General features: G+C 71.8%; 22 protein-coding genes, 1 tRNA gene and 1 pseudogene. 13 read left to right on the top strand and 11 right to left on the bottom strand.

The window, feature by feature from the left end:
- Positions 1-204, top strand: a pseudogene (locus tag ACZ4WV_RS08245) (nucleotidyltransferase domain-containing protein); the annotation flags it as partial.
- Here the strand turns inward: ACZ4WV_RS08245 and ACZ4WV_RS08240 are convergent.
- Positions 130-873: a nucleotidyltransferase domain-containing protein gene (locus tag ACZ4WV_RS08240; protein WP_228920838.1), complete on the bottom strand. Its 744-nt coding sequence runs from the start codon at positions 871-873 to the stop codon at positions 130-132. The pseudogene ACZ4WV_RS08245 and the gene ACZ4WV_RS08240 overlap by 75 nt on opposite strands.
- A gap of 156 nt (positions 874-1,029) precedes the next feature.
- Between ACZ4WV_RS08240 and aroH the strand changes: the two genes are divergently transcribed.
- The 4 genes from aroH to der all read left to right on the top strand — a co-directional run bounded on the left by aroH (position 1,030) and on the right by der (position 5,097).
- Entirely contained in the window at positions 1,030-1,392 is a 363-nt protein-coding gene (aroH, locus tag ACZ4WV_RS08235; protein ID WP_465744050.1) for a chorismate mutase, read from the top strand.
- Complete coding sequence (locus ACZ4WV_RS08230) at positions 1,389-2,474, top strand: prephenate dehydrogenase (RefSeq protein ID WP_465744048.1); 1,086 nt, start codon at positions 1,389-1,391, stop codon at positions 2,472-2,474. The genes aroH and ACZ4WV_RS08230 overlap by 4 nt, the downstream gene beginning before the upstream one ends.
- Before the next feature lie 190 nt (positions 2,475-2,664).
- On the top strand, positions 2,665-3,402 hold the full coding sequence (gene cmk, locus ACZ4WV_RS08225) for a (d)CMP kinase (protein ID WP_465744046.1): 738 nt from the start codon (positions 2,665-2,667) through the stop codon (positions 3,400-3,402).
- Positions 3,403-3,642: 240 nt separating this feature from the next.
- The gene (der, locus tag ACZ4WV_RS08220) at positions 3,643-5,097 is read left to right on the top strand and encodes a ribosome biogenesis GTPase Der (protein ID WP_465744044.1); all 1,455 of its coding nucleotides are present in this window, start codon (positions 3,643-3,645) and stop codon (positions 5,095-5,097) included.
- A gap of 129 nt (positions 5,098-5,226) precedes the next feature.
- Here der and ACZ4WV_RS08215 read toward each other — a convergent pair whose 3' ends face one another.
- Positions 5,227-5,871, bottom strand: coding sequence for a hypothetical protein (locus ACZ4WV_RS08215; RefSeq protein ID WP_465744042.1), 645 nt, complete (start codon positions 5,869-5,871; stop codon positions 5,227-5,229).
- Between the two features lie 258 nt (positions 5,872-6,129).
- The gene (locus ACZ4WV_RS08210; protein ID WP_465744040.1) at positions 6,130-6,987 is read right to left on the bottom strand and encodes a hypothetical protein; all 858 of its coding nucleotides are present in this window, start codon (positions 6,985-6,987) and stop codon (positions 6,130-6,132) included.
- 592 nt (positions 6,988-7,579) lie between these two features.
- On the opposite strand from ACZ4WV_RS08210, the gene ACZ4WV_RS08205 reads away from it, so the two are divergent.
- From ACZ4WV_RS08205 to ACZ4WV_RS08175, 7 genes are all read left to right on the top strand, one after another.
- The gene (locus tag ACZ4WV_RS08205; RefSeq protein ID WP_465744038.1) at positions 7,580-8,350 is read left to right on the top strand and encodes a transglycosylase family protein; all 771 of its coding nucleotides are present in this window, start codon (positions 7,580-7,582) and stop codon (positions 8,348-8,350) included.
- Between the two features lie 271 nt (positions 8,351-8,621).
- Positions 8,622-9,068, top strand: a complete 447-nt coding sequence (locus tag ACZ4WV_RS08200; RefSeq protein ID WP_465744036.1) for a transglycosylase family protein — start codon at positions 8,622-8,624, stop codon at positions 9,066-9,068.
- Positions 9,046-9,735, top strand: coding sequence for an alpha-ketoglutarate-dependent dioxygenase AlkB family protein (locus tag ACZ4WV_RS08195; RefSeq protein WP_465744068.1), 690 nt, complete (start codon positions 9,046-9,048; stop codon positions 9,733-9,735). Before ACZ4WV_RS08200 ends, ACZ4WV_RS08195 begins: the two co-directional genes overlap by 23 nt.
- A gap of 245 nt (positions 9,736-9,980) precedes the next feature.
- On the top strand, positions 9,981-10,841 hold the full coding sequence (tesB, locus tag ACZ4WV_RS08190; protein ID WP_465744034.1) for an acyl-CoA thioesterase II: 861 nt from the start codon (positions 9,981-9,983) through the stop codon (positions 10,839-10,841).
- A 203-nt stretch (positions 10,842-11,044) separates the two neighbouring features.
- Entirely contained in the window at positions 11,045-11,836 is a 792-nt protein-coding gene (locus ACZ4WV_RS08185; RefSeq protein ID WP_465744032.1) for a DUF1684 domain-containing protein, read from the top strand.
- 332 nt (positions 11,837-12,168) lie between these two features.
- On the top strand, positions 12,169-13,365 hold the full coding sequence (locus ACZ4WV_RS08180; protein ID WP_465744066.1) for an MFS transporter: 1,197 nt from the start codon (positions 12,169-12,171) through the stop codon (positions 13,363-13,365).
- Positions 13,366-13,504: 139 nt separating this feature from the next.
- Positions 13,505-13,578, top strand: a tRNA-Pro gene (locus tag ACZ4WV_RS08175).
- Positions 13,579-13,967: 389 nt separating this feature from the next.
- Here ACZ4WV_RS08175 and ACZ4WV_RS08170 read toward each other — a convergent pair.
- Together ACZ4WV_RS08170 and ACZ4WV_RS08165 are read right to left on the bottom strand one after the other, a co-directional pair.
- Positions 13,968-15,218 carry a tyrosine-type recombinase/integrase gene (locus ACZ4WV_RS08170; protein ID WP_465744030.1) on the bottom strand — a complete coding sequence of 417 codons (1,251 nt, stop codon included), beginning with the start codon at positions 15,216-15,218 and terminating at the stop codon, positions 13,968-13,970.
- Positions 15,219-15,992: 774 nt separating this feature from the next.
- Positions 15,993-16,904 (bottom strand): hypothetical protein, encoded by a 912-nt coding sequence (locus ACZ4WV_RS08165; RefSeq protein WP_465744028.1) that lies wholly within the window; start codon positions 16,902-16,904, stop codon positions 15,993-15,995.
- 544 nt (positions 16,905-17,448) lie between these two features.
- Between ACZ4WV_RS08165 and ACZ4WV_RS08160 the strand changes: the two genes are divergently transcribed.
- Positions 17,449-18,306: a methyltransferase domain-containing protein gene (locus ACZ4WV_RS08160; protein WP_465744026.1), complete on the top strand. Its 858-nt coding sequence runs from the start codon at positions 17,449-17,451 to the stop codon at positions 18,304-18,306.
- An 8-nt stretch (positions 18,307-18,314) separates the two neighbouring features.
- On the opposite strand, the gene ACZ4WV_RS08155 is transcribed toward ACZ4WV_RS08160, so the two are convergent.
- From ACZ4WV_RS08155 to ACZ4WV_RS08130, 6 genes are read right to left on the bottom strand one after another with little or no spacing between them, the layout of a single operon-like run.
- Positions 18,315-18,848, bottom strand: a complete 534-nt coding sequence (locus ACZ4WV_RS08155; protein WP_465744024.1) for an adenylyl-sulfate kinase — start codon at positions 18,846-18,848, stop codon at positions 18,315-18,317.
- On the bottom strand, positions 18,845-19,579 hold the full coding sequence (locus ACZ4WV_RS08150) for a sulfotransferase family protein (RefSeq protein WP_465744022.1): 735 nt from the start codon (positions 19,577-19,579) through the stop codon (positions 18,845-18,847). The genes ACZ4WV_RS08155 and ACZ4WV_RS08150 overlap by 4 nt, the downstream gene beginning before the upstream one ends.
- A complete protein-coding gene (locus ACZ4WV_RS08145; protein WP_465744020.1) occupies positions 19,572-20,369 on the bottom strand; it encodes a hypothetical protein in 798 nt (265 codons plus the stop codon). The genes ACZ4WV_RS08150 and ACZ4WV_RS08145 overlap by 8 nt, the downstream gene beginning before the upstream one ends.
- Before the next feature lie 5 nt (positions 20,370-20,374).
- Positions 20,375-22,027: a pyridoxal phosphate-dependent decarboxylase family protein gene (locus tag ACZ4WV_RS08140; protein WP_465744018.1), complete on the bottom strand. Its 1,653-nt coding sequence runs from the start codon at positions 22,025-22,027 to the stop codon at positions 20,375-20,377.
- Positions 22,020-23,066, bottom strand: a complete 1,047-nt coding sequence (locus tag ACZ4WV_RS08135; protein ID WP_465744016.1) for a radical SAM/SPASM domain-containing protein — start codon at positions 23,064-23,066, stop codon at positions 22,020-22,022. The genes ACZ4WV_RS08140 and ACZ4WV_RS08135 overlap by 8 nt, the downstream gene beginning before the upstream one ends.
- A complete protein-coding gene (locus ACZ4WV_RS08130; protein ID WP_465744014.1) occupies positions 23,063-24,262 on the bottom strand; it encodes a glycosyltransferase in 1,200 nt (399 codons plus the stop codon). Before ACZ4WV_RS08130 ends, ACZ4WV_RS08135 begins: the two co-directional genes overlap by 4 nt.
- Between the last annotated feature and the right edge of the window lie 8 nt (positions 24,263-24,270).

The raw sequence follows: 24,270 nt of genomic DNA, 5'->3' as shown, positions 1-24,270 counted from the left end.
CCGGCGTACCTGCCGGAGCTGATCGACGCCAAGGCGGAGCGGGAGCACGGGGGCGCCGACGTCGACCACGACCGGGTGCGGGACGACGTGGAGCGGCTGCACGAGGTGCTGGACGCGGCACAGGCCGCGTCAGGCCTGCCCGACGCGCCCGGGGGACACGACGCCCTGCACGACCTTCTCGTCCGGGTACGGCTGGAGGGCTGACGCGCGACGGGTGCGGACCAGGAAGTCCTCCACGCGGCGCCGGTCGGGCTCCTCCGGGAGCGGGCTGCGCGCCGCCGCCTCCTCGGCCTCCCGTGCCAGGCGGTTCATGCGGGTCTCCACCTCGGCCCACGGCACCTCGCCGCGCTTCACCTCCAGCAGCTCCTCGCGCCGGTCGCCCACGTCGATCGTGAGGGCGCCCGTGCGCAGCAGGTCGCGGGCGGTGATCAGCAGGCGGAGCAGGTGCATGGCGTGCTTCCAGCGCGGGGCGCCGTGGGTGCGGACGTCGGCGTCCAGCTTGCGGCGCTGGCCGTGGGCGTACCGGACGAACGTCTCGTGGACCCTTCTGGAGAGGAACGCATCGCGGAGCACCAGCAGCTCGTGGCCGGTGGCGTCCGCGTACTCGACCAGCGGCGAGTGCAGGCATTCCAGGATGCTGGGATTGCCGCGCAGCGCCAGCGCGCAGAAGCGCTCCAGCTCCCAGCTGAACTGCTCCTCCGCCGGCCCCTCGACGTGCGTCGGCGGCTTCTCGAAGCGCCAGAACAGGGGAGTGGGCGCCAGGAACACGCCCCGGCGGTCGGTGTCGCTGCCCTCCGTGGCGAGACCGAAGGCACGGGAGCCCATGACACAGGCGTAGATCGTGTGGTCCGTGACCAGGCTCTCGGGGCGCATGCCCGGGAGCGTACGCGGCGGCTCACGCCCGGCGAACCGCATTTCCGTCCACCGTCCGGCCGTCTCAGCGGGCGGTCGCCCCGCGCCGGTCCGGCCCTCGGCTGACTACGCTGGACGACCGAACAGCCTTTACGCACGTCAGCAAGGAGCATCGTCGTGGCGGTACGAGCGGTCCGGGGGGCCGTCCAGTTGGAGCGGGACGAGGCCGGACACATGGCGGAGCGGGTAGGAGCCCTGCTCACCGCGGTACTGGAGCGCAACGGACTGCACACCGACGACCTGATCAGCATCTGGTTCACCGCCACCCCCGACCTGCACAGCGACTTCCCGGCCGCCGCCGCCCGCAAGCTGGGCATCGTGGACGTGCCGCTGATCTGCGCCCAGGAACTCGACATCGAGGGCGCCATGCCCCGCGTCGTCCGCCTCCTCGCGCACATCGAGTCCGACCGGCCCCGCTCCGACGTCGCCCACGTCTACCTCGGCGCCGCGGCCGCCCTGCGCAAGGACATCGCCCAGTGAGAACCGCCCTCGTCGTCGGCACCGGACTGATCGGCACCTCCGCCGCCCTGGCCCTGTCCGCGCGCGGGCTGACCGTCCACCTGGAGGACGCCGACCCGGACGCCGCCCGCACCGCCGAGTCGCTCGGCGCGGGCACCATCGAACCGCCCGAGGGCCCGGTGGACCTGGCGATCATCGCCGTCCCGCCCGCGCTGGTCGGCAAGGTGCTCGCGGACTGCCAGCGCCGCAACCTGGCGCACTGGTACACCGACGTGGCCAGCGTGAAGGCCGGCCCGGGCAGCGAGATCGCGGCGCTCGGCTGCGACACCGTCCACTACATCGGCAGCCACCCGATGGCCGGCCGGGAGCGCTCCGGCCCGCTGGCCGCCCGCGCCGACCTGTTCGAGGGCCGGCCCTGGGTGCTCACCCCGACCGCCGACACCGACACCGACACGCTCAACGCCGCGCTGGAGCTGGTGGCGCTCTGCGGCGCGATGCCGATCGTGATGGACGCGGCCCAGCACGACCGGGCCGTCGCCCTGGTCTCGCACGCCCCGCAGCTGGTGTCCTCGCTGGTCGCGGCCCGGCTCGAGCACGCCGACGAGACCGCCATAAGGCTCTCCGGCCAGGGCGTGCGCGACGTGACCAGGATCGCCGCCTCCAACCCGGCGATGTGGGTCGACATCCTGTCCGCCAACGCGGGCGCGGTCGCCGACGTCCTGGCGGAGGTCGCCAACGACCTCGGGGAGACCGTCACCGCGCTGCGCGCGCTCGCGGCGGCCGAGGAGGGCGAGCGCCGGGCCGGTGCCGAGGGCATCGAGGCGGTCATGCGGCGCGGCAACACCGGCCAGGCGCGCATCCCCGGCAAGCACGGCGCGCCGCCCACCCGGTACGAGACGGTCTCGGTGGTACTCGGCGACCAGCCGGGTGAGCTGGGCCGGCTGTTCGGCGAGGTCGGCGACGCCGGGGTGAACATCGAGGACGTCGTCATCGAGCACTCGGACGGGAAGCAGGTCGGCTTCGTACAGCTGGCGGTGGCGCCGGCGGCGGTCAAGCGGCTCACGGCGGCGCTGCGCTCGAGCGGGTGGAGCGTGCGGGACTGACGGGTGCCGGGGTGCCGGGTGCCGGGGTGACGGGCGCCGAGCGCCGAAGCGCCGGGGCTGACGGGTACCGAGGCTTCGGGCGGGGTGCGGAACAAGGGCGAAACAGGGGCGGGTGGGGTGCGGGCGGCGGTCCATTAACCTTGAGGGAGACGAACTCCCCCGGCCGTCCGCCCCGAAGGCGCCGGCTTCCATGCTCAGAGAGAGGTTCGCCCCCGTGGACACTGCCGACCGAGCGCACGCCCCGGTCGTCGTCGCCATCGACGGACCCTCCGGCTCCGGCAAGTCGACCGTCTCGCGGGCGGTCGCCGCCCGGCTGGGCCTGAGCTTCCTGGACACCGGCGCCATGTACCGGGCGATGACCTGGTGGATGCTGGCCAACGACGTCGATGTCGACGACGCAGATGCGGTGGCCGTCGCGTGCGGCAAGCCGGTGATCGTGTCCGGTACGGACGCCGACGGCCCCACCATCACGGTGGACGGCCAGGACGTCTCCGTCCCGATCCGCGGCCCCGAGGTGACGGCCAAGGTCAGCGCCGTGGCCGCGGTGCCGGCGGTGCGGGCCCGGCTGGTCGATCTGCAGCGCGGCTGCGCCGAGGTCGCCGAGCGCGGCATCGTCGCCGAGGGCCGGGACATGGGAACCGTGGTGTTCCCGGCGGCCACCGTCAAGGTCTTCCTGACCGCTTCCGAGCAGGCCAGGGCCGAGCGACGGGCGGCCGAGCTGCGCGCCAAGGGCGTCGACGAGGCGACCATCACCGCGATGGCCGCCGACCTCGCCCGGCGCGACGCCGCCGACTCCTCGCGCGAGACGGCGCCGCTGACCCAGGCCGCCGACGCGGTGCTGGTGGACACCAGCCGGCTCACGCTGGAGCAGGTGATCGACCGGATCGCCGCACTGGTGGAGCAGCGGGCGGGGCTGTCGTCGGTCTGACCGCTGAGAGTCCGATCGCTGAGAGTCCGATCACTGAGAGACTGACCGCTGGAGGTCGGGCCGCTGAAGGCCGGGCTCTTGTGGGTCGGGTCATCCGGCTACCGGTCGGATCATCCGACCACTGAACGATCCGCGGGCCGCCGAGGTGCCGCGGAGGAAACCATCGCGCTGCCCCGAGTGGGGCAGGTACGCACGGCACGCCCCTGGGAAGGGCCGGGCCGGGAAACGGAACAGACGAACATGACCGCAGAGCACTCCGCCACCGGACACGGTGAGCTGGACGCCGCCGACTACGCCGAATTCATGGCCCTCGCCGCCGAGGAGGGCTTCGACATCGACGGCTTCGACGACGTCGACGGCGCCGAGCACGTCCGGCTGCCCGTGCTGGCCGTCGTCGGCCGCCCGAACGTCGGCAAGTCGACCCTGGTGAACCGCATCATCGGCCGCCGCGAGGCCGTCGTCGAGGACAAGCCGGGCGTCACCCGCGACCGGGTCACCTACGAGGCCAGCTGGAACGGCCGCCGCTTCAAGGTCGTCGACACCGGCGGCTGGGAGATCGACGTCCTCGGCATCGACGCCATGGTGGCCGCGCAGGCCGAGCTGGGCATCGAGCAGGCCGACGCGGTGCTGTTCGTCGTGGACGCGACGGTCGGCGCCACCGACACCGACGAAGCCCTGATCAAGCTCATCCGCCGGGCGGGCAAGCCGACCGTCCTGTGCGCCAACAAGGTCGACGGCCCGTCCACCGAGGCCGAGGCCGCCTACCTGTGGTCGCTGGGCCTGGGCGAGCCGTACCCCGTCTCCGCCCTGCACGGCCGCGGCTCCGGTGACCTGCTGGACGCCGTCATGGCCGCACTGCCCGAGGCCCCGCCGCAGACCTTCGGCGACGCCGCCCCCGGCGGCCCGCGCCGCGTCGCGCTGATCGGCCGGCCCAACGTCGGCAAGTCCAGCCTGCTGAACAAGGTCGCCGGCGAGGAGCGCGTCGTCGTCAACGAGCTGGCCGGCACCACCCGCGACCCGGTCGACGAGATGATCGAACTCGGCGGCAAGACCTGGAAGTTCGTGGACACCGCCGGCATCCGCCGCCGGGTCCACCTCACCGCCGGCGCCGATTTCTACGCCTCGCTGCGCACCTCCTCCGCGCTGGAGAAGGCCGAGGTCGCGGTCGTCCTGATCGACGCCAGCGAGACCCTCGCCGAGCAGGACACCCGGATCATCTCGATGGCCGTCGAGGCCGGGCGCGCCGTCGTCATCGCCTACAACAAGTGGGACCAGCTCGACGAGGAGCGCCGCTACTACCTGGAGCGCGAGATCGAGCGCGACCTCGTCCAGGTGCAGTGGGCCCCGCGCGTCAACGTCTCGGCCAAGACCGGCCGGCACATGGAGAAGCTCGTCCCGGCGATCGAGACCGCGCTGGAGGGCTGGGAGACCCGCATCCCGACCGCGCGACTGAACGCCTTCCTCGGCGAGCTGGTGGCCGCCCACCCGCACCCGATCCGGGGTGGCAAGCAGCCGCGCATCCTGTTCGGCACCCAGGCGGGCATCCGTCCGCCGCGCTTCGTGCTGTTCGCCTCGGGCTTCCTGGAGGCGGGCTACCGGCGCTTCATCGAGCGCCGGCTGCGCGAGGAGTTCGGGTTCGTGGGGACGCCGATCTCGATCTCGGTGCGGGTGCGGGAGAAGCGCAAGAGGAAGTAGGGCGTCGTCGACGTGCCGTTGGGGCGCGTCGTGGACCGGAAGGGCTCCGTCACCGTGGTGGCGGGGCCCTTCCGCTTGTCGGGCCGGCGGGGGTGCGGCGGGCGCTGAAGGGGGTGGGGCTGGGCGTCGTCAGTGGTGGTCGCCGACGCGGCCCGGGGGGAGGGAGAGCATGTGGCGGTGGCGGCCGCCGGTGGGAGGGGCGGCGGCGAGGCCGGTGGCCGTACCGAGCGTCGGCGACGGGACCGGCGGCGGTGCGGGCACACCGTGCGGGGCCGGGCCGAGGTAGCCGGCCGCGACCCAGCCCTGGCCGTTCGGGAAGTGGGCGCCGGGCGGTGCCGACTGGGCGGTGTGCGCCGTATGGGCTGCGTGGGCCGTCTGGGCTGCGTGGGCCGTATGGCCCGTGTGGCCGGAGCCGTCGCCGGTGGTCGGCGCGGGGTGGTGGTGGTGTTGCTGCTGGGCCGGCATGAACTGGGGGAGTCCGGACGGCTGGCCCGCGTAGGTGTGGAAGGACTGCTGCTGGGGCGGGTAGGAGCGCTGCTCGCCGAGGAACGGGTAGCCGTCGCGGACCGCGAACCCGGTGAAGGCCATGTCCTCCTCGCCGGAGCGGTCGCCCGGCAGGGCGCGGAACAGCCGTCGGTACTCGGAGTACAGCTCGTCGTAGATCGGGGTCGTCGAGTGGGGGTGCTCCGCGTCGTACGACGGGCGCATGCCCGGGATCGAGCGGGGAGCGGTGGCGGACCGGCCGGCGGGCGCGGAGACGTCGTAGCTGTACACGTAGGGGCCAACGAGTGAGAGGCGGTGGGGATGCGGGGGTGTTCGGCGTACGGGGTGGGTGGTTCCGGGCGATGCGGGGCGGTGCGCGGCGGCTGCGGGTCACGGGGGCGCACGGTAGGGCGCGGGAAGGACCGGGCGGGGGGCGTGAGTGAGCCGAGGCAGGGGTGAGCCGGGGCGTGGGCGCCGGGGTGCCGGAAGACGGCCGCTGCCCGTGGTGGGGCGGCGGCGGCCATCCTTCCGGCACCCCGGCGCGGTCGATCAGGTGCCGGCGAGCGGGAGCGAGGCGGCGACCACCTGGCCCAGCGCCACCGCCCGCTCCAGGGCCTGGCGCAGCAGGTCCTCACGGGGCTGGCGGCCGACCATGCCGGCCGGGACGGCGTACATGGTCACCTCGGCGAGCTGGCTGGCCGCCATCCGCCAGGCGTCGGTGACCTGGAGCGGCTGGTGGGCCTGCCACCAGCCGGTGCTGCCGCCGGCCGCGGCGGGCTGGAGGATCGCGTGCAGCTTGCCCATGGCGACCAGCACGGACCAGCCGGGCAGCTGGTCCGGGGTTTCGTCGAGGTCGCTGATCCGCTGGAACCCGGCGTCCTGGAGGAGGTCGAGGAACTCGTCCTCGCCGGAGGTGCTGCCGGGGCGGCCGACGGGGCCGGTGGGCTCGACCACCAGTGAGGCGTGGCCGACCTTGCCGTGCAGGACGAGCCCGCAGGTGATGCCGAGGATGGCGGCCTGACCGGGAGCGGTCGGCTGGGGCAGGGCGTCGACGGGGGCCGCCGGGCCGGGGACGGCGAAGTCCGGCAGGGTGAGGTTCGGTACGACGAGGTCCGGGGCGGCTGCGGGCTGGGTCTGGCTGATGCTGCGGACCGCGCCGGCCAGTTGCTCCTCGGAGACCGGGACCACCTGGGAGGGGATGCAGCGGGCGTGGGCGAAGGCGAGCACGGCCGTCTCGTCGCCGACGAACAGCACCGTGCTGGTGGGGTCCGCGTGGGTGTCGCCAGGGGTGCGGCAGGAGGTGCATTCGTAACTGTCGGGGGCGCGGTCGCCGCCCAGCAGGCGGTCGGCCTCATCGTCGCCGATCTCGGACCGGACCTCGTCGCTGACGTCGAGCATGCGCGGCACAGGGTCTCCTCGGATGGGTGCGGTGGTGGTGTTGGGGCGGACACGGAGAGGTCGCCATGCCCAACGGACCCTTGTGTCTGGCGTCACGGGTGGCCGTACAGGCTGACGGGAATTGCCCCGGATCCGACCGCATGGCGTGTTCTCCTGGTCGCAATCTGTCGATGTCGGTGCCGGGACTGCCGGAATGGAGCGGTGAGGTGAGTCACGCCGCCTCGGTGTTTGATCTAGGAATCAACGGCTAAAGCAGACATTTCGGACGGAATTGCCAGGTCATTACCGCCGGTAACCCCAGGCTGAGCTGGGCAGACCGGTGGAGTTTTGGTTTCCTCACCGCCCGGCTCGTAGCTTCTTCGACGGCGCAACGAGCGCCACCCGGGTTCACCCCCGACGCACCGCCCCCCGGCTCCGGCAGGGCGCGGCAGGTGCCCGCCGACGCGATCGCTCGAACAGGTCGCCGGTGAGTGGCTGGGTGGCCGGGGCGGCAGCGGCACGTCCGACACGTGCACGGCCGCCCTACGGACGCGGCAAGCGAACGCGGCCCTCTCGAGGGTCTGGTTCCGCATGCCCGCCCGGGGCTGTCGAGAGGAACCCCATGACTTTCCGTCACGAGAACGCCGCTGCCACCCCCTCCACCGCCACCAAGCGCAACCGCGTGCGGATGGCCGTCGTGGCGGGCGCCGCTGTCGCGGCCCTGCCGGTGGCCGGCCTCGTCACGGCCACCTCGGCCTCCGCCGCCTCCGTCTCCACCTGGGACGCCGTCGCCCAGTGCGAGAGCGGTGGCAACTGGGCCATCAACACCGGCAACGGCTTCTACGGCGGTCTGCAGTTCACCTCCAGCACCTGGGCCGCTTACGGCGGCACCGCCTACGCCGCGCAGGCCAACCTCGCCACCAAGGCGCAGCAGATCGCCGTCGCCGAGAAGGTCCTCGCCTCGCAGGGCCCCGGCGCCTGGCCGGTCTGCTCCGTCAAGGCGGGTCTGACCAAGGGCGGCGCCCCGGCCGCCGTCGACACCTCGGCGGGCTCCGCTGCCGCTGCCGCCAAGCCGGCGCAGGCCGCCCCGGCGCCGAAGGCCGCTGCGCCCAAGGCCGCCGCTCCCAAGGCCGCCGCCGCGCCGAAGACCACCGCCCCTAAGGCGGAGGCCGCGCCGAAGGCCGCCGAGCCCAAGAAGGAGGCCGCCAAGTCCTGGACCGGCTCCAACGACGCCAAGCCGGCCAAGGGCAGCTACACCGTCAAGGCCGGTGACACCCTGAGCGCCATCGCCGCTGCGCAGGGCCTGGACTGGCACGACCTGTACAAGAACAACGCCAAGGTCATCGGTGGCAACCCGGACTTGATCTTCCCGGGTCAGACGCTGAGCATCTGAAGTCCCGCTGGGTCACTCCGGGGCTCTCCGAGCCCTTCCGAGTTCCTCTGAGAGTCGTTGAGTCCCTCGGGCTGAGTCCCTCGGGCTGAGTCCTCGGGACGACCGACGTCGTTCGGGCCTCGACGGCCGCTTCTCCGCTGTGCGGGGGAGCGGCCGGCGGCGTTCCCGGTGTGTCGGGCCCGCCGGGGACGCGGGCCGTCTAGGGTCGGCTGCCATGCCGCATTCGTATGACTGGCGTCGTGGGTGGGCCGTAGTGGGAGCGGGGGCCGCCGTGGCGGTGCTGGCGGTGCTGGCGGTGCTGGCGTCGGTGGCGTCGGGTGGTGGGAGGGCTGGTGCGGCGGTGCGGGCCGCAGGGGAGGTACGGGTCGCCGACCTGGTGTGGGACGCGCTCGCCGAGTGCGAGAGCGGCGGCGACTGGCGGGCGGACACCGGCAACGGCTTCTACGGCGGGCTGCAGATCCGCCCGTCCACCTGGGAGGAGGCCGGCGGCCTGCACTTCGCCGACCGGCCGGACCACGCGAGCCGGCGGGAGCAGACGACGGTGGGGGAGGAGATCGTGCGGCGGCAGGGGTGGGAGGCCTGGCCGTCCTGCGCGCGGAAGTTGGGGCTGATCGGCGGGGGTGAAGGGGGCGGGTCGGGCGTGGTGCAGGCTCGGCCTGCGCTCCGGCCGGGCGGTGCGGGAGGATGGTGGGGTGATCCAGGGCGAGCTCTTCGGTGACGTGCCCGGGGGCTCGGCCGCCCGGGAGCGCCGCGAACCCGCGCCCGGGGCCGTACTCCTGCCCGGCTGGCTGGACCCGGACGCCCAGCTGCGTCTGGTCGCCGCCTGCCGGGAGTGGGCGCGCCCGCCGGCCGGGCTCCACACGGTGCGGATGCCGACGGGCGGGGAGATGTCGGTGCGGATGGTCAGCCTCGGCTGGCACTGGTACCCGTACGGGTACGCGCGGACCGCCGAGGACGGCGCGCCGGTCAAGGCGTTCCCGCCGTCGCTCCGGGAGCTGGCCCGGCGGGCGGTGGCCGACGCGTACGGCGAGCGCGCCGGCGAGATCGCGGGCGCGGCCGCGTACGAGCCGGACACCGCGATCGTCAACCACTACCCGCACGGCGCGAAGATGGGCCTCCACCAGGACCGCGACGAGCGGACGGGCGCGCCGGTGGTCTCCCTCTCGCTCGGCGACAGCTGTGTGTTCCGGCTCGGGAACACCGAGACCAGGACCAGGCCGTGGACGGACTTCGAGCTGCACAGCGGGGACCTGCTGGTGTTCGGCGGGCCGGTCCGCTTCGCGTACCACGGGGTGGTGCGGACGCTGCCGGGGACGGCGGACCCGGCGCTGGGGCTGGTCGGGCGGCTGAACATCACGGTGCGGGAGTCGGGGTTGGCGGGGTAGGCGTGGAGGCCTGGGCGGGGGCCTGGGGGCCCCGGGCTCCGGGCTCTGGGCTCCGGGCGCTGGGCGCTGGGCGCTGGGGGAGCCTGGGCGGGGCGGGCTTCCGGGGAGTCCGTCAGCCGTGCGTTCGATCGATTGCTCGTTCGAGTGAATTGGTACGCCCGCCCCGGTGAGCGGGAATGACCCGGGGCGCCGGAGAATTCGATTGAGCTGGAGGACTGATCGAAGTCCAGAGATGGAGCGCGCGCATGGGTACCCCCGTCGACGACCTTGTGGATCTGCTCGACCTGGAGCAGATCGAGCTGAACATCTTCCGCGGGCGCAGCCCCGAGGAGGCGCTTCAGCGCACCTTCGGAGGCCAGGTCGCCGGACAGGCGCTGGTCGCGGCGGGGCGGACGGTGGAGGACGAGCGCCCGGTGCACTCGCTGCACGCGTACTTCCTGCGCCCCGGGGTGCCCGGCGTGCCGATCGTCTACCAGGTCGACCGGATCCGAGACGGCCGCTCCTTCACCACTCGCCGGGTGCTCGCCATCCAGGGGGGCCGGTCGATCTTCGCGCTCACCGCCGATTTCCACCGGCCGGAGGAGGGCGGCATCGAGCACCAGTACCCGATGCCGGAGGTCCCCGCCCCCGAGGAGCTGCCCAGCGCCCTGGAGGAGGTCGGCTCCAGACTCGGCGAACTGCCCCCGTTCATCAGCCGCCGACAGCCCTTCGACATCCGCTACGTCGACCGGCTGCGCTGGAGCAAGGAGGAGCTGGCCGGCGTCGAGGCACGCAGCGGCGTGTGGCTGCGCACCAACGGCCCGCTGCCGGACGATCCGCTGATCCACGTCTGCGCCCTCACCTACGCCAGCGACATGACGCTGCTCGACGCCGTCCGCGCCCCCGTCGAGCCGCTGTGGGGCACTCGGCACTTCGACATGGCCTCACTGGACCACGCTATGTGGTTCCACCAGTCCTTCCGGGCCGACGACTGGCTGCTCTACCAGCAGGAGTCCCCGATAGCCCACGGTGCGCGCGGCCTGGCGCGCGGGCAGATCTTCGACCGGAGCGGGCAACTGGTGGTGTCGGTGGTGCAGGAGGGTCTGTTCCGGCCGCTGAAGGGCTGAGCCGGCCGAGCCGCCCGTGTTGCCACCGCATTGCGGTGTCCTTGCGGTCGCCTGGCGGTCTCCTTGCGGTATCGGCGGCTTGCCGGGATCGGGGAATGATCCGTCCGGGTGGGGGGTGTTGAGGAGGATGGCGTTGTGGAGGATGACCGAGACGGACGGTTCGAACGGCGGCCGTCCGCACACCTGACCGGGAGGGTCGATCGATGACGGAGACGGCTGCGGAGGACTGGAAGCACTGGAGCGACGGGCGGGCGGCATCGGTGAGCGCGCCGCACGGCCAGCTCGCGCTCACCGGCACCCACTGGCTGACGCCAGAGCCGGCCGAGCTCCCCGGGCTGCCCGGGCAGTGGTGGGCCGACGCCGAGGGCGTTCGGGTACGGGCTGCGGCGGCCGACGGCATCACCGTCGCGGGCGCCGCCGGCCCGGTGGACGGCGAGGTACTGCTGCGACCGGACACCGACCCGGCCGCCGACACCGCCGTCCTCGGCGACCTGCTGCTCGTCCCCATCGAGCGGGAAGGCGAACTCGCCCTGCGGGTCTTCGACCCGGCCGCACCCCGCCGGACCGCCTTCGTGGGCATCTCCGCCTACCCGTACGCGCCCGAGTGGGCCGTACCCGCCGTCTTCACGCCCTTCGACAGCGAGGCCCAGTCGTCGGTCGTCGTGCCGAACGCGGACGGCAAGGACCGCCCGCTGGCCGTCACCGGGAAGGTCGAGTTCACGGTGGCCGGCGAGCACCGCACGCTGACCGTCAGCCGCTCCGGCAACCGCCTCAGCGGCGTCATCGCGGACGCGACCAGCGGCATCGACACCTACCGCTTCCGCTTCATCACCCTGCCCGCGCCGGACGACCACGGCCGTACCGTCCTGGACTTCAACCGGGCCTACCTGCCGCCCTGCGCCTTCGCGGACCACTTCATCTGTCCGTTCCCGCCGCCGGGCAACCGGCTGGACTTCGCGGTGGAGGCGGGGGAGAAGCAGGTGCTGACCCGCTAGCCCGGTCCGGTCCGTCTGATGCCGGCCGGGTGTCCGGTGTTCGCCCTGTCCGGTGTTCGCTCTTCCGGTGTGCGCGCTGTCCGCCCCCGGTGCGGAGTGGATGAGGGGCAGGGCGGAGCATGGGGGCTGTGTCGACCAATCATCCTGCCAATCCAGCCGCCGACCCCGCCCCGCCCTCCGACCCCGCCCCGCCCTCCGATCCCGCTCCGCCCTCCGATACCGTCCCCCCCTCCGCGTCCTCCGATGCCGCTCCAGTCGTCGGAGGACCGCTCGCCGAGGTCGTCGCAGCGTCCGCGCCCTGGTACCGCCGGGCCTTCGCCGATCTCAGTCCGCTGCGCGAGAACCCCGACTACCGCCGGGTCTGGTTCGGGCAGGTGGTCTCCTCCATAGGCCAGCAGATGACGGCCGTGGCCGTCTCCGTCCAGATCTACGACATGACCGGGTCCGCCTTCGCGACCGGTCTGGTGGGCCTGTTCTCCTTCTTCCCCCTGGTCGCCTTCGGCCTGTACGGCGGAGCGATCGCCGACACCGTCGACCGGCGCAAGCTGGGCCTGATCGGCTCGGCCGGACTCGCCGTGGTCTCCGCCGTCCTCGCCGCCCAGGCCCTCGCCGGGCTCGGCGTGGTCGCCGTCCTCTACGCCGCGGTCGCTGTCCAGGCCGGGTTCTTCGCCCTCAGCTCACCCGCCCGCTCGGCGATGATCCCCCGGCTGGTCCCCAGCCACCAGCTCCCGGCGGCCAACGCCCTGGCCACCGTCAGCATGAACCTCGGCCTCACCGTCGGCCCGATGCTCGGCGGCGTCCTGATCGGCGCCTACGGCGTCCAGGCCGCCTACCTGGTCGACACTGTCGCCTTCGCCGGCACCCTCTACGCGATGTGGCGCCTGCCCGCCATGCGCCCGCTCGGCGAACGCAAGGGCCGCGCCTCCGTCCTCGACGGACTGCGCTTCCTGCGTGAGCAGCCCAACCTGCGCACCAGCTTCCTCGCCGACCTGGCCGCGATGATCTTCGGCCTGCCGCGCGCCCTCTTCCCGGCGATCGCTGTCACCTTCTACGGCGGCGACGCCCGCACCGTCGGCCTGCTGGTCGCCGCCCCCGCCGTCGGCGCCCTCCTCGGCGCGCTCTTCTCCGGCTGGGTCAACCGGGTCCACCGCCAGGGCGCCGCCGTCCTCGCCGCCGTCTCCGCCTGGGGCCTCGCCATCGCCGCCTTCGGCGCACTCCACAACCTCTGGCTCGGCCTCCTGCTCCTCGCGGTGGCCGGCTGCGCGGACACCATCAGCATGATCTTCCGCAACACCATGATGCAGGTCGCCGCCCCCGACGAGATGCGCGGCCGCCTCCAGGGCATCTTCACCGTCGTCGTCGCCGGCGGCCCCCGCCTCGGCGACTTCGAGTCCGGCGCCGTCGCCGCCCTCACCAACCCCGCCACCTCCGTGATCACCGGCGGCCTCGCCTGCGTCGCCGCCGTCCTCCTCCTCGCCGCCCGCCGCCCCGCCTTCCTCACCTACGACGCCCGCCACCCCACCCCCTGACCCACACCCCACCCCCGAACCCTGCAGCGAGCACCCCCCGACGTGCTGTATTGTTTTCCACGTCGCCGGGACAACCGGAGACAAGGTTGAGAAGCCACCCGGCAGAGCCCCCCAGGCCCCGCCGCACGGCACGAGACCACGGGACGTGGCGCAGCTTGGTAGCGCACTTGACTGGGGGTCAAGGGGTCGCAGGTTCAAATCCTGTCGTCCCGACCGGCATTTTCGCAGGTCGGAGGCCGTTCTTATCGAAATGATAGGAATGGCCTTTTCCTTTGGTGGTCGCAATGTGGTCGTGAACGCTCGTTCACATCGCCTCGCTGGGCACGTTTCCGCAGGCCTGGCCCCTCCGGCCTGGCCGTGACGGGGCATTTGTTCATTCATCTGGGAGTCCGCGTGCCGTCGATCGCGGACTGGTTGCGTCTTCGGCGCGGAAATGGGCCAGGATTCCCGGGAGATAGGCATGCCGACAGAACCCGGCGTCATCTGCTCCGACGGGCCGCACGTTTATCGGGTGTCAGCTATGCGCCAGGGAATCCGGTTGCTTGTCGGCTCTGGTGGCCGGAGTGGCCAGGAGAGCCGAGCCGGCTTCAGCGGTGGGGCCGTCAGGCCGCGTGGCTGAACAGCAGGTTCGGCAAGCCGGCGCCGTGGGCGGGGGCGTCGAGGCCGGACTGGGTGCGGGCTTCGACGAGGTAGGGCCTTGCCTCGATGGTGTTCACGGCGGCCCTGGCTACGTCCCAGGTCAGGTGGCTGTAGATGTTCGCGGTGGTCGACAGGGTGGAGTGCCGCAGGGTTTTGGAGATGACGGCCATGGAGACGTTGCCCTCCAGGGCGAGGGTGGCGGCGAGGTGGCGCAGGTCGTGGATGGTGACGTGGGGCAGTCCGGCCTGTTCGCGCAGCTCGTGGAAGCGCCGGCGGACAGCGGCCGGGTGGAGGGGCTGGCCGTCGGGGCCCTGGAAGACGCGGCCGTTGATGCTGGCGGTGCTCCGGTCCATGGCGCGCTGGAGGGCGGCGGCGACGCGCTCGGACAGGGGCACCCAGTTGCGGCTCTTCCTGGTCTTCGGCGGGGTCAGGACGAGTTCGTGGTTGTCGACCGCGGACAGGGTGTGGCGGATGTACATGACGCGGTCGTCGAGCCGCACGCACGGGCGCTGGAGACCGAGTGCCTCGCCCTTGCGCAGGCCGGTGCCGATGATGACCTCGAACAGGTCGGCGAAGGCGGGGTCGACATTTCGGCAGTGACTCAGGAAGGCGACGGCCTGCTCCGCGGTCCAGGGCACGCGTTCGTCGGGGCGGGGCCGGCGCATGGGCAGGGGCTGGGCGGCGTTGAAGGGCAGGCGGTGGGTGCGCACGGCCGTGCCCAGGGCACTGGAGAGGGTGGCGAGGCAGTGGTAGACGGCCTGGCGTCCGCGGCCGGCTTCGAGCTGCTCGTGCGTGTAGGCGGAGATGTGGTCGTGGGCGAGCTCCTCCAGGCGCAGCTTGCCGAAGACGGGTATCAACTCGCAGAGCACGTAGGTGCGGTAGCGGGCGTAGGTGGTGGGCTTGAGCAGGAATTCCATGCCCTTGAGCCACTTGGTGAGGTAGGCGGCGACCGTCTCGTGCGGGTCGGCGTCGAACCCCAGCTTGCGGCCTTGGAGGAAGCGCCGCAGCGCCGTCTCGGCGTACCACTCGTCCTCGAAGCCGCCGCGACGTATCGTGCGCCGGCGGCCCGTGAGGGAGGGGATGTCGACGGCGAACGTCCATGTACCGTGCCCCTCCTCGGCCAGGCGCGGACACGCTGCGCCGAGCTGGCGCCGGTCGGCGTCTCGGCACCCGCATCGGCGGTAGACCCGGCCTGGCCGTCCTGACTTGCGCACTTCCTGTTCCTCCAGCGGTCATTGGCTCTTGATCGGCTCGCGGAGGCTACCGGCGCAACGGGCCGGAGGGTCGTCTGCGACCACCATGCGATCACCAACGCCGAATCAGACCCCTGACTTGCGGCTCGCGGTGAGGACCCGCACGTGGGCGGGCCAATGAACGGGAGACGGTCTCGCCATTTCGGACGGACGGCGTGAGTACCCGGAAAATAGTACCGTGCGTAACCATCGGCCCTGCCTGGGACCGCTTCAGGCCCGAAGCGGGGGGCGTGCGAGTAGGAGGCCGGGGTGACCTTGCTATTGACGGAGGCCTATGTAGGTGATAAAGGAAGCTCGCTCTCTGGCGCATGTTCGGCCTGAAGGCCGAGCGTCCCGTGGCCTCAGTTTGGTTACAGAATGTCACTGAAATGCGGCTCGGATGGGCGGGTCACCGCTGGCTCCAGACCGAGGTGGGTGGGCGTTCCGATGCCGGGGGCCTCGCGCTGGCCGGCCCGTGTGCGGAGTGTCCTTGGGGATGTAGTGGGCGCGCCCGAGGTGCTACTCGTGCGGTCGAGTCGGACGGTCAGATGAGCCGGTCGCGGTTGGCGGTTGCGGCTCCGCGGACGAGGCGGGCGAATCGGCTGCGGTCGATGCCGGGCTGTCCGGTGTGCTCGTCGCCGAAGCCGTCCTCGTCGTCGGCTTCGTCGTATTCCTTGTGGAGGAGCCAGCAGCCGTGGATGCCGGCGAGGAGGTCTTCGAGGAGGTCGGGGGCGGGGCGTTGGGGGTCGAGCGGGGTCAGGCGCAGGCCGGTGTCCTCAGGGTCGGTGTCCGGGCCGGTGTGCTGGGCGAGGTCGTCGTCGATGTCTTCGAGTTGTTCGCGTAGGCCGGCGGGGTCGGGGAGGAGGCCGTCGGCGATGTGGATGCGTGGCGTACGAGGCCGGTGACCGCGTCGTAGGGGGAGATGCCGTCCTCGATGGGGCCGAGGACGAGGGTGGGGGTTTCGTGGGGGAGAGCTTCGATGTTGTCGGCTTCGAAGAGCAGAGCGGTGGGGGAGTGCCCGGTGGCTTCGGCGGTGACCTTGGCGGCGGCTGCGAGCCAGTGGGCTGCGGCGACGGCGGCGGCGGTGGGATCGATGTCGGTGAACAGTGCCGCGGGGCCGAAGGGATCCTGTTCGAGGAGTCGGTCGGCGGCGGCGACCTGGACGGGGGAGGCGCCTTCGCGGCTGAGGAGAACGGCCTGGCGGGCGCGGCCGGTGAGGTCGCCGAGTTCGGCGTTCTCCACGGCCGCGAGCTCGGTGCCGACCTCGGCGAGGACGGCTTTCGTGAGGTCCGCGTTGCCGAGGACGTGCAGGGCGCGGCCGGCGCGGTGCGCGGATTCGACCAGGGGGCTGTATTCGACGTCGAGCACGCCGTCCTCGGGGAGGTTGGGCCGGGCGATGGCGCCGGAGACCTCGCCGAAGGACTCGCGTTCCTCCGTGCGACGCCAGCCCTCGGAGTTGGGCTCCACGGACGCGGCGGCGCTGGCCGGGTGAGTGTAGGTGCGCCACGCGGCCTCAGACAGGTGGGTGAGGGCGCGGGCCAGCCGCAACAGCGCGGCGGCGTCCGTGCCGGTCGGGAGGGCGGCGATGCGGGTGGCGAGGTCGCCCTCGCCGGTTCCCCAGGTCGCAATCAACTCGTGCCGTTCGGGGTCGATGCTGTAGCGGGTCATGAAGCCGCACCTCCGGTGATCTGCTCGGCAACGCCGCCGGGCGTCGAGCCATTCTGACGCACCGCCAGAGAGCGCCGGACCGTGCAACCGACGGGCACAGACCGCTGCGAGAGAACGAAGCCCCCCTCAGCGGCAGCGGCGCTTGAACCCCAGGTTGCGGGCTCCTCGACGGGTTCGGATGAGACCAGCGGTGCGGGGGAATCACGGAGACTGGCGTGCTCGAGGGATCACCGAATGGGAGGTCCCCGGCCGGGGCAATGGGCAGGCTCGGCCTTCTTGTGCCGGGACTCGTCGGCTACACCTGGCGGCGTTCTCGGTCGGCTCCAGGACGCTGCGGCTGCGAACGGCCGAGCGGCTGGGGGCTGGGTGTTTTCCGCTTGCTGGGACGCGCGGCTGGAGTGGGCGGTGGCTCCACGGGGCGATCCATGAGTGGCCGGCTCCCTTCTCGGGATGAGACATCTCGAAGCATGTCATATGGTGCAAATCTGAACTATTGATGCCGCCATCTCGGGCTCTGGCGCGGACAGGGGAGGAGGGCAGCGCCGTGTCCGACAGTGCTGAGCCGATCCATGCGCGCCTCGCGGAGCTTGCCGACCCCCAGGATCCCGACCAGGTTGTTGTTGATCTTGGCTGTGGTGCGGGACCGACGTTGCAGGCTGTCAGCCGGATAGCGCCGCAGGCTTCGCTCGTAGGGATCGACCGTTCGGCGGAGTCGTTGCGCCAGGTCCACGCGGCTCTGGCAGGCCACAAGGGGGCGACGGCGACGATCGTTGCGGATCTGCGCGACCCTCTTCCATGCTCCGACGACAGCGTGGACGTCGTCCTGTCGTACAACACCATCGAGTGCCTGCCGGACCCGCTGGAGATGCTGGCCGAGGTGGCGCGAGTCCTTCGCCCTGGCGGGCGGGCGGTCATTGCGCACGTCGACTTCGACTCGATGGTGATCGCGGGCGCGGACGCCGATCTCGACCGGCGGGTATGTCACGCGTTTGCGGATGACGCGCAGAGCTGGATGGATCACGCGGACGGCAGGATCGGCCGCAAGCTCGGGCTGCTGCTTGCCCGTAGCCCGCTGGACCTCGTCGGCGTCGAGCCGTTGCTGGCGTGGTCGACCGCGTTCTCGGGGCATGCGAAGGATCGGGTTGACCAGATCCGGAAGGCTTTGCTGTCCGCCGCCAGGCACGGCCGTGGCGCGGTCGCTCCTGAAGAGGTCGAGGCTTGGTACACCTCGGTGTGCGATGCGGACCAGCTGGGCGGCTTCTTCTTTTCCGAGCTCGCGTTCATCGCGGTGGCGGAGAAGGCGAGGAGCGGTCGCAGCGGGCACGGGGCCGGCTCGCACGACGGCCGGCAGGTCGCACCCGTGAGAGCCGGCGCGATGCCGCATCTCCCGACTGCTGCTTGACCCGGCGTCTATGGGGACGCGGCGTTCGCGAGGGCGGTGGCGGCGAAGGTACACAGGGCTTTCACGGTGGTACTGAGCGGCGCCGTAGTGTCCAGCGAGAGCGAGGGCTGTTCGGGAGCGGACCAGGACAGCTCCGGCGCGTCCGGTGCGGGTTTGGTCCGGTAGGCGCGGACGGTGCGGAGGGCGTCGCGGGCGTGGCGCACCGGTTCGGGTGCATGGACGTGGATGAGGTGGAGGCGTTCTCCGAGGAGGTCTGCGGCGAGCTTGCGCTCCGCCTCGGTGGAGGTCACCAGGGTGACGATGCCGACCTGGTGCCGGTTGGCGGCGTGCGCGAGGGCGTGGATCGTGGCGATGCGGTCGGAGGGTGACCAGCCGAGATCTCGCAGGACGCCGGTGGCGCGTTCGACGTCCGCGTCGTAGAGCCCGCATTCGGCGCCGTGCTCGGCGCGGAGGTAGTCGAGGAGGTGGCGGGCGAGGGTGGGCTTGCCGGAGGCCGGCAGGCCGAGGAGCCAGAAGACGGCTGACGATCTCGGCTGGTTCACGGGGCGTAGCCCCACTTCTGGCACCAGGAACTGAGCAGCGGCGGGACGTCTGGGTCAGCGGGCGGCAAGGTGGCGGCCTGGATACGGCCGGACGCGATCTGGGGGGACCAGTCACCGATGCCGTAGACGAACGGGCCGTGGTCGTGACGGCCGTAGTCGAGCATGCTCGGATCCCAGGGGATGCCGATGTGCTCGCACAGGGCCTTGCAGGTGGCTTCCGGATCGGCGGTGAGCTGCTCGTACGTGACGTGGACGGCGCCCGGCAGGTTGGCGGCGGCCTCGTCGAGGGCGGCGGCGAACTTGTCCACGGTCACGGCCGCTTCGGCGAGGTCGTCGGCGTCGCCGGCGCGGCGGATGGAGTCGGCGATGGCGACCGGGTGGCGGCGCAGGACGATGTAGCGGGCCTGGGGCCAGCAGGCTGCGAGGCGCTGCCAGATGAACACATTGCCCGGGGACTTTTCGACGAGCACGCTCTTGCCGGCCTCGGTGAGCCGGCGGTGCAGCAGGCGGTCCCAGAGCAGGTGCTCGAGGTCAGTGTGGTCGAGGCCGAGGGTGCGCATGGACAGGTCGGTGAACTCGTCGTCGACGGCCACGGTGTAGCCGGCGAGGTGGAGTTCGTGCGGTGCGTGGACGTCGGGGTGGGAACCGAGCAGGCAGCGCAGCAGAGTCGATCCGGAGCGGATCGGGGAGAGGAGGAACACGGGCGAGGGGACAAGGCGGTGGTCAGGCACCGAGTTCCTCCTTGACGGCGTGCTCGCGTTCGGCGAAGACATGCAGGCGGGTGGCGATGTCGCGGCGGTAGTGGGCGGTACCGGGGGCGGTCTTCTCATCGCAGTGGAAGACCCGGAGAGGGAGGCGGTGCAGGTAGCCGATGCCGGGGCCGGAGGGCTGGGCGAAGGTGTGGGACAGCCAGTCCTCGTAGTTCATCCAGCGCTGGCCGTCGTCGTGGAACCGGTCGCCGGGGATGCCGCCGGCCGCGGTCATGACGGGGCGGGCCCGCTCGGTGTCGTAGATCAGGAAGTGCGAGGAGACGCGGTTGACGGAGCGGGCCCGGTCGCTCAGCGGCGGGCCGACCTCTTCCAGCTTCCACTGCCAGCAGTCGTGGTCGTCGATGCGCTGGGCGAGCGCGAGCTGCGGGCACTGGTCGAAGGTTTCGGTGATCTCGGCGAGGACATCGGTGGCACTCGGGTCGCGGAAGGCGACGACGTCGCCTTCGATGGTGATCAGGAAGCGGCTCTTGTCGCTGACGAAATGGGTGTGGATGTTGTTCGCCTGGTCACCGGAGGCCCGGTGGCGGGTGCGCCAGCGCAGCCGTACCTCGTCGAACCCCCATGTGCTGTGGGCGAGTTCGAGGATCTCGTCGGCCGGGGCGCTTTCCGCGCCGTCCACGACGAGCACCAGGTCGTACGGGTGGCGGGTGCCGCGGGTCAGGGCGTCCAAGGTGGTGGGGACGGTGCGGCGCAAGAGTTCGACGTCGCTGTGGACGAGGTAGGCGATCGTGAACGTGGGTGGATAGGTCACGGGGGTCACCATCCCGCCGGTCCGGTCACGTCCGGCTCCCGGGGGCTGTCGGCCGGGCTCGCGGACGCCAGTAGGGCGAGGAGGTCTTCCAACATGCGGCCGGCAAGGTCGCGGGCGGCTTCGGTGATGTCTCGCTCGATTCCGTGCTCGACCTGGTCGGGGATGTGCGGGTGGCCCACGCACATCCCCATGACCTGGTACTTGGCGGGGCTGCCGAGTCCGATGCGGTCGGCGAGGTCCTGCAGTGCGAACAGGTCGAAGACGACCGTGCCGGCGCGGTACAGGCGGTCGGCGAAGGCGGCGGTGTAGTGGGAGATGAGGTCGCGCACCGCGGTGTGGTGCGCGGTCGGCAGCTTGGTCTGTTCGAGGGCTTCGGCGACCGGGGTGGGGAGGAAGACGAAGGCGCACCGGTAGAAGTCGGAGGTGCCGAGCATCCGGAAGCAGCCGGTGCGCTCGAGCAGGTCGACCATCTTCTGGAAGGTGGCCTGACGGTTTTCGACGAGCCGGCCGATGCCGTTGACGCCTTGATGCTTCATCAGTGCCCAGAGCTTGAGAGATTCGAAGCCGCGGGAGCCGTAGAACGGGGTGATCAGTCCGAGGTCGATGCAGCCGGGGTCGTCGGCGCGGTCCGGGTAGCGGGCGAAGCGGCCGAGCGCGGCGGGGTCGCGGAAGAGTACGTAGCTGGAGGGGTAGCTGACGAACAGGCCCTTGTGCGGGTCGAGGGCGACGGAGTCGGCGTGCTCGATGCCGGCGAGCTGGACCTTGAGCTTCTCGGAGAACAGCAGGCTGCCGCCGTGGCAGGCGTCCACGTGGAACCACACGCTGTGCTGGGCGCTGAGCTCGGCGAGGGCTTGCAGGTCGTCGATGCCGGTGGTGCGGCAGTTGCCGGCGACGCCGACGACCATGAAGATCCGCTTGCCGGGTGGCGGCGAGGCCAGCAGGCTGGCGACGGAGGCGGGGTCGCTGGTGAAGTCCAGGGTGGCGTCCGCCCATAGCAGTCCTTCGGCGCCGAGGCCGAGGGCTTGGGCGGCGGCGAGGTAGGAGAAGTGCTCGACTCCGCCGGCCAGCAGGATCACCGGCTGCTCGGGCAGGGCGCGCAGGCCGGTGGTGCGGGTCTCGGGGTAGGTGTGGGCGAGGGCGGTGGCGATGGCGATGTGGTTGCTCATGTTGCCGCCGGAGGTCCACATGCCGCCGAGCGAGGCGAGTCCCTGGTAGTCGGCCAGAGGCGTGACGGGGTAGCCGATGAGTTCGCGGAGCCAGGTGATCAGCTGGGCCTCGATCACGCTGGCGGCGGGAGCGCTGCGGTCGTAGGCGATCAGGTTCTGGTTGAGGAAGGACGCGACGATGTCGGCCGCGAGGGCGGCGATGCTGTCGCCGGTGTCGGGGAACGCGAGATAGCGCGGGTCTGCCTGGGAGATCGACCACTGGGAGATCTCGGTCAGGGCCTCCAGTAGCTGCTCGTCGTTCTCGCCGTCCTCGGGTAGCGCGCCGGCGAAGCGGGCGATGAGCTCGCTGACCGTCGCGTGCCGCAGGACCAGGCTGTCGCGCAGGGCTCCGGAAGCGAAGTCGAGGCCGAGGTCGACCGCCCGGTGCAGGAGCCGCCGACTGTCCTCGGCCGGACGGTTGCCCAGGAGGGCGGGCGGATGGGTGTCAGACACGTCCGAACTCCCTTCGGTACACGCAGTCTTCGCATGAGGACCAGGTAGGGCTCTGGAAGAGGAAGGAGTCCCGCAGAGCCCTGTACGGCTTCGAGGTCCAGATCTCGGCCATCGGCGCCTGGTGGATGTTGCCGAGCGCGTTCTGGGGTGAGGACTCCATGTGGATGCAGCACGGCGTGACGTCGCCGTCCTTGGTGATGTAGCTGGCGTCCCACGGCCAAGGGCACACGGCCTTCGCGGCGGCCGGGGAGGCCAGCCGGGAGTAGTCGAAGATCGACAGCTGCAGCCCCAGTTCGTCGGCGCGGGCGAGGCCGGCTTCCAGGTGCGGCACGACCTGCGCGGGTGGGGCGGTGAACAGGGACTCGGTATTGAGGGTCTTGTCCTCGCCCCAGTGGTGCAGGCTCTCCACACTGATTCGTGTGACACCGTGGTCCCCGACGAACTCGACGATCGCGGTAAACTGGTCGAGGTTCGCGGTGGAGAGCGTCACCGCGGCCGACAGCGCGGTGTCGCGCTGTCGCGTCATCTCTGCAGCCTCGCGCAGTGCGGTGGAGAGCTGGGATCGGCGCAGGCCGGAGCGCATCCGCCCGAGCGTGTCATCGTCGGCGCCGTCGACGCTGATGGCGAGCAGGCCCAGTCCGGCGTCGAGGACCGGCTGGAGACGACGGCGCACGAGCAGGCCGTTGGTGTTCGTCGAGGTGAACACGGACCGGTCGGTGCACGCCTGGACGTAGGCGGCGAAGTCGCGGACGATCAGCGCCTCACCGGCGCCGACGAAGGAGACGTGGCCGAGATCGGGCAACTGCTCGAGCAGCGCGACGAAGGCGTCCAGCGGCAGGTGCCCGCCGCTGCTGTCGTGCACCGCCCGCACGCATCCGGCGCAGGCGAGGTTGCACAGGTCGGTGAGTTCCACCTGAAGGTACTGGGGAGTTGGCGTCGGCCGGCCCGGTTCGAGCCCGTAGCGGTCGAAGTCGTCGGTGACGAGGAACTTCCGGAAGCGCTCCGGCACCACGATCGGAGGCACCTGCTGGGGAATCACCTGGTCACCTCCTTCCTGTAGACGGAGACCATCTCGTCGACGAACGCCTCGAACTCGGCTGCCCGGCGGTAGAACGACGGCACCCGCGGCTCCCGGTGTCCGGCCGCTGCATCGATCGCCTGCGTCCACGAAGCCGGGTCGGCGTACTGCTCGACGAGGTGGACGTCTTCGTCGTCCGCGAGGTGGCGCATCGACGGCACCGCCGAGGACCACACCGGCACGGCCAGGGCCCGGGCCTCGTGCGCCACGATGGGATGGTTCTCCCACCACTGGGAGGGCACCAGTAACGCCCGGGCACCGGCCAGCACCGGCCCGACATCGGAGCGGGAGAGCGGAGGAAGCCAGCGCACCCGCCGATCGGCCGCAGCCTTGGCCCGCATCCGCTCCTCGTACGCGGCGTCGTCTGGCACCGTTGCGACCAGCAACGGCAGCTCAACCGGGGTGTCCGCGAAGGCATCGAGAAGGACGTGGAGGCCCTTCTCGGGTGAGCACCGGCCCGCGAACAGCAGGTACTCGCCGACATCACCGCTCTCGGCCAGTGGCCGCCAGGTGGAGGGCAGCCCGTAGCAGGCCCGGTCCCGGACCACCTTGTCGAGCGCGACGCCGGCCTTCGCGAGCTCCACAGCCTGGTGCGGGGTCTGCGTCCACAGCGCCCGCACCCGCCCGTTCAGCCACGCGACGTTGCGCGCCCGCCACGACTCCACATCCCCCACCGCCGCGGCAGGCGCAGCCAGGCATCCCAAGCAGCCGGTCGAGGGCGCGGTACTGGCGCACTGGTCACCGGTGGAGCGCACGAGGAGCTGGTGGTCGGGACAGACGGCGGTGTAGTCGGTCAGCGTCGCGACGACCGGCACGTTCCGCAGTGGCGCGGTGTCGAGGAACGCCAGGCCGATGCGGCTGAAGTGCAGGACGTGGACGAAGTCGACGGCAGGTCGCGAGGCGAGCAACTGCTCGATGCGCGCTGCCTGCTGAGCCTCCTGGATGGGCCAGCCGACCGGGTAGTTGCGTGCGAAGGCCGCGGGCACGCTGAGGTACTCGGCTGCGGTGCGTCGCTGTGGCGACGGCGGGTCGCCGGCCGCCAGCCACGCGACGTCCAAGCCTCGCGCGATCAGGGCCCGGGCGAGATCGTCGGCCAGGATCTCCGTCCCGCCGGCCTCCTCGCCCGCGAACCGGTGGGTGACCAGAAGAATGCGCATCTCGCCTC

This window comes from Kitasatospora sp. NPDC029312 (assembly GCF_055569215.1).
Note: the sequence above shows the minus strand (reverse complement) of the source record. Positions and strands in the feature narration are given on the sequence as shown.